This is a genomic window from Bacillus sp. UNC41MFS5 (assembly GCF_000686805.1).
This window is the reverse complement of the sequence record NZ_JMLP01000022.1, coordinates 69,330-75,892: the sequence shown is the minus strand read 5'-3', so window position 1 is coordinate 75,892 and position 6,563 is coordinate 69,330. Positions and strand designations below refer to the sequence as shown.

Here is a 6,563-nt window from a genome sequence, read left to right as displayed (position 1 = left end):
ACTATGGCTTCTGCTGACTTCTTGCGACTAACCTTTTTCGACTGTACTTCTGTACATCCGCAAGACCTCCCAGGGTAAGACAACTATCTTTCCTCTTTTACTCGCCTGATTTACTCTACAAAATTACGCACATCTTTTGGACTTTAACTTGCTTAGGAGCCTAATCCCTTTTATAGAGCCTTAGTATCAGATTTCTGTTCGTCGAGTCAAGATTTTATTCCACGCTTCCTCCAGCCCTTACCTCACGGTAAGTACCTTGCGCTTCCTTAGTGGTTGGTCGATGTGTACCCCCACAGTGGACTTTCACCACCTAGATAGTTGCCATGCCTGGCACACTAAAAAAAGGCTGCATCATAGCAGCCAGATTATTTAAAATGCCCAGATTGTTTAATTGTATTTCTTCACAAAAAATCCTATTTTCACTGTGCCCGTCCCATCAACTTTCTTTTCCAAAGTTATCAAGCAATGCACGCACGTCATTTGTGGATTTCGTGTTCATCAATTGATTTCTTAATTCAGCAGCTCCAGGGAATCCTTTAACATAAATTTTGAAAAAGCGATGAAGCCCTGTAATTGAACGTGGCAGTACTTCCGCATATTGATCTTGAAGATCAAGCTGCAGTCTTAAAAGATCAAGGTATTCTTTACTGCTATGCTCTTTTGGCTCTTTTTCAAAAGCAAAAGGATTTTTAAAAATCCCTCGCCCAATCATAACGCCATCAATACCATATTGTTCAGCAAGCTTCAGCCCAGTCTGACGGTCAGGAATGTCTCCATTGATGGTTAGTAGTGTATTTGGTGCGATACGGTCACGTAATTTTTTGATTTCCGGAATGAGCTCCCAATGCGCATCTACTTGGCTCATTTCATTTCTGGTACGTAAATGAATAGAAAGGTTCGCAATATCCTGTTTTAAAATATGCGTTAGCCACTCCTCCCACTCATTTACTTCCTTAAAACCAAGTCGTGTTTTCACGCTGACAGGCAGTCCGCCCACCTTTGCCGCTTGAATAAGTTCTGCCGCAACGTCTGGACGCAGAATAAGGCCACTACCTTTTCCTCTCGATGCCACATTCGGTACAGGGCAGCCCATATTAATATCGATGCCCTTAAATCCTAGCTCTGCCATGCCAATACTCATTTGACGGAAATATTCGGGATTATCCCCCCAAATATGAGCCACCATTGGCTGTTCATCTTCTGTAAAAGTCAAACGGCCACGCACACTTTTCATGCCCTCCGGATGACAATAGCTATCCGAGTTCGTAAACTCTGTGAAAAATACATCCGGTCGACCGGCTTCACTTACTACGTGACGAAAAACTAAATCTGTCACATCTTCCATTGGTGCAAGTACAAAAAATGGTCGTGGTAAATCACGCCAAAAATTATCTATCATTTCAAACTCAATTCCTCTCACTTTGGATACAACGTTAAACTCTCGGTCAAAAAATATAAAGCCAAATGTTCCATTTATTATACACTTAAATCATGTTTAATAAATTATTGTCAAACACAAGTACATTTATGATTGTGAAAAACGATTGTGAAAATCAGCAATGTTTATTTTATCGAAAATTGGTCCTGAATGCTATGTTTATAGACAAGTCTCATCTATTTTTCTAAAAATATGGATACGGCACTATATATTAGTAGCAAAGCCATAACCACATTAAACTGACTTTTATATTTTGTTAAGAATTTTTGGAATAAGGATCCGAACAAACTCCAACAAACAGTACCAACAAAGCCAACGAAAGCAAGAAATAGTGAATATAAAATTAAGCTTGAATTGGAATGATTAAATGGTATGACAAATGTTGAAATAGCAGTAATCCCATATAAAATAACTTTGGGATTTATGAATTGTAAGATCATTCCTGTATAAAAGCCGTTATTGTTATTCTGGTCACTTTCCTTATTATTCCCTTTGAAAAACATAATTTTTACAGCTAAATACAACATATAGACTGAGCCGAAGATTGTCATATAAAATTCTATTTTAGGGATGACGTTTTTTAAAAACAAATTAAAATAGCTGCACAATAACATAATGACAATAAAACCAGCACCTACCCCTAAACAAAACTTTATCGTCTTTTTAAATCCATACTTATTGGCAGATAACATCGCCATTAAGTTATTCGGTCCTGGAGTAAAAGTGGTTACAAAAACGTATAACAAAAATGATAATATAGGCAAAATATACCCCTCCTCTGGATGTGTGTTATAATGTCTATAATGTACAATATAACGTCTTTCGTTTTATTGTACATTATAGACGTTATATTGTACACAAAATAAGGAGTGATTTTATGGAAGAAATTAATCTCATCATTGCAAAGAACTTAAAGGCTTTTAGAGAAAGTAAAAAATTAAGTCTGGAAAAAGTGGCAGAGCTTAGTGGGGTTAGTAAAACGATGATTGGTCAAATCGAAAGGGGTGAATCTAGTCCTACTATTACAACAATCTGGAAAATAGCTAATGGGTTAAAAATTTCGTTTACTTCCCTCATAAATTCTCCGCAGCCTGATACAAAGATCATTCATAAAAATGAGGTCCAAACACTTCTAGAGGATAATGGAAAATACCGATTATACCCTTATTTCCCATTCGAAGATGATCGACGTTTTGAGGTTTATTCCATTGAGATAGAAAAAGGTGGGTATCTTAGTTCGGAATCCCACGGAGATGGGACTGAGGAAATATTGACTGTTTTTGATGGCGAATTAACTGTAAGAGTAAATAAGACTGAATACACAGTATCAAATGGAGATTCTATAAGATTTAAGGCAGATAGGCCTCATTCCTATCATAATTCTGGAGAAACATTAACTCGATTAAGTATGGTTATACATTATCCAATTTAAAAACCCCGTTTCTAAATTCGGGGTTTTTACCATTAGTACTTTTATCATGAAACTGTACGTTGTTAAACTAAACTCTAGTTAATACATTAAGTTCAAAAAAAGATTTATGTACAATTAATAACACGCTTTTTATATAATTATGTGTAAGGATCACATATCAAACCTTATCAAAAGCAGAAAGGAGATATTTAAATGGAAAACTTTTATATGTTTGTCCTTATGTGTATTTTTTTTATTATTTTACCCGGCCCCGATACTGCAATTACTACAAAAAATACTGTCACCGCTGGGAAAGTCGGGGGTCTTAAAACACTTTCTGGTATTTGTTGTGCCCTTCTTATCCATACTTCTGCTGCTGTATTAGGACTTTCAGCCATCATTGTGAAATCAGCATTAATCTTTTCTGTCTTTAAATATGTGGGGGCTGTTTACTTAATTTATCTAGGTGTTAAGACATTATGGTCTTTAAAGAACAAAGAAGTAGCAGCAAGCGTTGAGATGAATACAAAAAGCAAGTTTGCTAGCACATCTTGTTTTAAACAAGGGTTTCTTACAAATCTTCTAAATCCCAAAATTGCGATTCTTTTTTTAACCTTTTTCCCTCAATTCGTTGACCCTGGAAGCAATACTTTTTTACCGTTTGTCATAATGGGTACCACTTATATTGTAATGACTGTCATTTGGTCAGTACTTTATGTCCATTTAATTAATCATATTAGTACGTTTATGAAAAAACCTAAAACACAAAATATTATTGAAGGACTCACGGGAACTATACTGATAGGTTTTGGGATTAGACTATTTCTTGAAAAGGCTCATCATTAGGTTATTCCTATTTGGTAAGACCCTTGATTTTCCAATATCAAAGGGTCTTTTTTTTCCACCTTCTGTTTTCTTGGTTAAAAACTATTACTAAAAGTTTTATTTTTGGCTAAATATTCTAAATACGTAAAAAGCTTACTCAACGAGTAAGCTTTAACCTCTATAAACACTATCACATGTTGCAGGTTTTGGTTCATAAAAACAATGTTCTTTAAATTGTCCAGATTGAGGTTGGTCGTACCAGGTTGGAGGGCATGGAGCATGAGGATTAAAATACCATAGAGCATATTTTGCTGGGTGGTCTCTCCAAGAGTCCAAATTCTGTTTTGCTAATCTTCTTTCAGAGGTTCTTGATCTTTGATAAAATACATTCCCTTTTTGAACTGCTTCAAAGGAATAATTTCCACCTTGTACTTGATATATTACTTGCGGAACTGTCCTTAGTCCTTTAAAGTCTAAACAATTTGCTACAAGACGATTCACAATTACATTTCCAACATATAACATGCCTTGTGTTCCTTCACCCTCGGCTTCTGCTCTCATCATCCTTGCCATTAAGTCAACATCGGAACTTCGATAATTTGCTCTTGGCATTTTTCCACCCCCACAATATAGTATGAAAAAAAGCATACATCTATGTCATTGTGTAAAAAATCAGAATGCTTAGGTTTTAAAGTTTATAGTTTTAAGTAAAATGCAAGTAAAGCATTCTTTTTTACTTTTAATCAACTTTACTACTCTTAAGTTCAATGTGTATCCCCATAGCTAAAGCTAGGGGTTTTACGCTGCTTTTGATAAGTTAAAATTGAAGCTAAAAATATAAAAGGATGTCCAAAAAGCTAGACTTTTTGGACATCCTATCATTTACACAATTTACATTGTACTGATGTCAATTACAAATCGATACTTCACATCTGAAGCTAATACGCGTTTGTAGGCTTCGTCAATTTGGTCTGCGGAAATTACTTCAATCTTAGGAACAATGTTATGTTTTGCACAGAATTCCAACATTTCCTGAGTCTCACGGATACCTCCAATCATTGAACCTGCAAATGAACGGCGATGACCGATAAGGGAGAACACATTTAGTGAAAGTGGCTCTGCTGGCGCACCGACGTTGACCATTGTACCATCCAGTGCCAGTAACGAAAGGTAGGAACTAATATCAATCTTAGCACTTACTGTATTTACGATAAGATCGAATGTTCCGGCAAGTTTCTGGAATGTTTCTGGATCGCTTGTGGCAAAGTATTTGTCTGCGCCTAAGTGCAAACCATCTTCCTTTTTCTTCAATGATTGTGATAGAACGGTAACCTCGGCACCCATGGCATGTGCAATTTGGACAGCCATATGACCAAGACCGCCCAAACCAACAACCGCTACTTTCTTACCTGGTCCAGCTCCCCAATGATTTAATGGTGAAAATGTCGTAATACCTGCGCAAAGTAATGGTGCTGCAGCGTCAAGCCCAATGTTATCAGGAATACTGACTACAAAGTTCTCCGTTACGACGATGTGGGTAGAATAGCCACCTTGAGTAGGCTCGCCGTATTTGTCAACACCAGCGTATGTAGGGACATTTCCTTTCAGACAGTATTGTTCTTCTCCTTTACGGCAGTTCTCACAATCGCCACAGGAGTCAACCATACATCCAACCCCTACCCGGTCACCGACCTTGTACTTTGTGACCTCTGCTCCTACTTCTGTGACTATTCCCGCAATCTCGTGTCCTGGAACGAGTGGATAGTTTACGGGACCCCATTCGCCGTGAGCAGTATGAATGTCAGAATGGCATATCCCTGCAAATTTAATTTCAATCAGAACATCATGCGAATCAAGATCGCGTCTTTTAATTTCAGCCGCTCTAAACGGTTTATCTGGACCATCAACAGCTCGTGCCTTAGCAGTAATCATTTATAAAACCTCCAATAATTAATATTTTTTCAAGAGAATGCGCTTTTAAAGGGTATAACTCAGGTTCAAATTCCCCATCAATCATATTTACCCTTCTTTTCTCCCCTTGAATAACAATCTTAATCCTTAGAGTTAACTCTAGGTCAAGTACATTAGCGAATAAAGTTTTAAGCTTTCTGATTTCCCTTTTTATGTTTACGTGACTTTTGACATTAAGCATTCAGCATGATAAAATCCTCTCTACCATAAAGTTAACTCGAAGTCTATATAAATAGGATGGGAGATAAATGATGAAGACATATTCTATCAGCGAAGTTGCAAAAGAATTAAATCTTACAGTATATACCTTGCGTTACTACGACAAGGAGGGTCTTATTCCTTTTGTAGAACGGACACCTAGCGGAACACGATTGTTTAAAGAATCCGATATCGGTGCTTTAAAAGTAATTGAATGTCTAAAATCTACAGGGATGCCTATTAAGGAAATTAAAAATTTCATTGATTGGTGTTCTGATGGGGATTCGACTTTGCAACAAAGATATGACATGTTTATGGAACGAAAAGCGAATGTAGAAGCACAAATGGAAGAACTAAAAAAAACAATGGAAGTCATCGAGCATAAATGCTTATATTACAAAACTGCATTGGATGCCGGCACAGAAGATATTCACAAAATTGAAAAAATAGAAATATCTACAATTAATTAAGGCTCTATTCTAAAAGATTTTTGCTTTTCTTGTTATCAAGTATCAAACTTCACGAAATAGACAGTATTACGGACATTTCACTTTGCCGCTTAGCGGGTTTTGTCCGTAAGAGCCGGTATTGCGGACATTTCCCCTTGCCGCTTGGCAAGTTTTGTCCGTAAGAGCTCGTATTGCGGACATTTCTCCCCTTCGCTTGGCGAGTTTTGTCCGTAAGAACTGGTACTATGGACATTTCCCCCTACTATGCACA

9 protein-coding genes are annotated in these 6,563 nt (G+C 36.9%); 3 read left to right on the top strand and 6 right to left on the bottom strand.

Features of this window, described 5'->3' with window-relative positions:
• Nucleotides 1–436: 436 nt before the first annotated feature.
• Nucleotides 437–1,399, bottom strand: a complete 963-nt coding sequence (locus BR30_RS0113020; RefSeq protein WP_026565395.1) for a tRNA dihydrouridine synthase — start codon at nucleotides 1,397–1,399, stop codon at nucleotides 437–439.
• A 215-nt stretch (nucleotides 1,400–1,614) separates the two neighbouring features.
• Nucleotides 1,615–2,202: a LysE family transporter gene (locus BR30_RS0113015; RefSeq protein WP_026565394.1), complete on the bottom strand. Its 588-nt coding sequence runs from the start codon at nucleotides 2,200–2,202 to the stop codon at nucleotides 1,615–1,617.
• Between the two features lie 113 nt (nucleotides 2,203–2,315).
• Here BR30_RS0113015 and BR30_RS0113010 point away from each other — a divergent pair, with 113 nt between their 5' ends.
• Both BR30_RS0113010 and BR30_RS0113005 read left to right on the top strand, forming a co-directional pair.
• Nucleotides 2,316–2,870 carry a helix-turn-helix domain-containing protein gene (locus BR30_RS0113010; RefSeq protein WP_026565393.1) on the top strand — a complete coding sequence of 185 codons (555 nt, stop codon included), beginning with the start codon at nucleotides 2,316–2,318 and terminating at the stop codon, nucleotides 2,868–2,870.
• 192 nt (nucleotides 2,871–3,062) lie between these two features.
• Entirely contained in the window at nucleotides 3,063–3,695 is a 633-nt protein-coding gene (locus tag BR30_RS0113005) for a LysE family translocator (RefSeq protein ID WP_026565392.1), read from the top strand.
• A gap of 150 nt (nucleotides 3,696–3,845) precedes the next feature.
• Here the strand turns inward: BR30_RS0113005 and BR30_RS0113000 are convergent, their stop codons facing one another.
• The 3 genes from BR30_RS0113000 to BR30_RS37835 all read right to left on the bottom strand — a co-directional run bounded on the left by BR30_RS0113000 (nucleotide 3,846) and on the right by BR30_RS37835 (nucleotide 5,826).
• Nucleotides 3,846–4,286, bottom strand: coding sequence for a cell wall hydrolase (locus tag BR30_RS0113000; RefSeq protein WP_026565391.1), 441 nt, complete (start codon nucleotides 4,284–4,286; stop codon nucleotides 3,846–3,848).
• A gap of 279 nt (nucleotides 4,287–4,565) precedes the next feature.
• Nucleotides 4,566–5,606 carry an NAD(P)-dependent alcohol dehydrogenase gene (locus tag BR30_RS0112995; RefSeq protein ID WP_026565390.1) on the bottom strand — a complete coding sequence of 347 codons (1,041 nt, stop codon included), beginning with the start codon at nucleotides 5,604–5,606 and terminating at the stop codon, nucleotides 4,566–4,568.
• Nucleotides 5,593–5,826: a hypothetical protein gene (locus BR30_RS37835; protein ID WP_026565389.1), complete on the bottom strand. Its 234-nt coding sequence runs from the start codon at nucleotides 5,824–5,826 to the stop codon at nucleotides 5,593–5,595. The genes BR30_RS0112995 and BR30_RS37835 overlap by 14 nt, the downstream gene beginning before the upstream one ends.
• Before the next feature lie 70 nt (nucleotides 5,827–5,896).
• On the opposite strand from BR30_RS37835, the gene BR30_RS0112985 reads away from it, so the two are divergent.
• Complete coding sequence (locus BR30_RS0112985) at nucleotides 5,897–6,313, top strand: MerR family transcriptional regulator (protein ID WP_026565388.1); 417 nt, start codon at nucleotides 5,897–5,899, stop codon at nucleotides 6,311–6,313.
• Nucleotides 6,314–6,362: 49 nt separating this feature from the next.
• Here the strand turns inward: BR30_RS0112985 and BR30_RS36685 are convergent, their stop codons facing one another.
• Nucleotides 6,363–6,545 (bottom strand): hypothetical protein, encoded by a 183-nt coding sequence (locus tag BR30_RS36685; protein ID WP_155928598.1) that lies wholly within the window; start codon nucleotides 6,543–6,545, stop codon nucleotides 6,363–6,365.
• Nucleotides 6,546–6,563: the final 18 nt, after the last annotated feature.